The 457-nt window shown below is 66.5% G+C and carries 1 pseudogene; it reads left to right on the top strand.

Annotated elements, in window-relative coordinates:
* Positions 1–20: 20 nt before the first annotated feature.
* Positions 21–457, top strand: a pseudogene (locus OCH239_RS21505) (IS3 family transposase); the annotation flags it as partial.

Here is a 457-nt window from a genome sequence, read left to right as displayed (position 1 = left end):
AGACCGCCCGTGTTTCTTAGGAAAGCCGCGCTCATCTTCGGAAAGGGCTCCCGATGACGTTCGGGTTCGTCGATGAGCATCGCCATCTCTGGCCCGTTCGCAGGATCTGCGCCGTGCTCGGCGTATCGGTCAGCGGCTATTATGCATGGCGGAGCCGTCCTGAGAGTAAGCGAAGCATCGAGAACCGCGCCCTTTTGAGCGATATCCGCCGGGCCCACGCGGAAAGCGGCGGCTGCTATGGCGCGCCGCGTGTTCATGCCGTTCTGCGTGCTGCGGGTCGGTGCGTCGGGCGCCACCGGATCGCCCGGCTCATGCGGGCCGCGGACCTACGCGGGCTGGCCGCGTTCCCGCGCCGCGTGCGAACCACGGACAGCCGTCACGACTACCCGATCGCGCCAAACAGGCTGCGGAGAAACTTTACGGCAACCGCGCCGAACCAGGTCTGGCTGGCCGATCT

The organism is Roseivivax halodurans JCM 10272 (assembly GCF_000521785.1).
In the GTDB taxonomy this organism is placed as follows: Bacteria; Pseudomonadota; Alphaproteobacteria; order Rhodobacterales; family Rhodobacteraceae; genus Roseivivax; species Roseivivax halodurans.
This window is presented reverse-complemented; position numbering and strand designations above follow the sequence as displayed.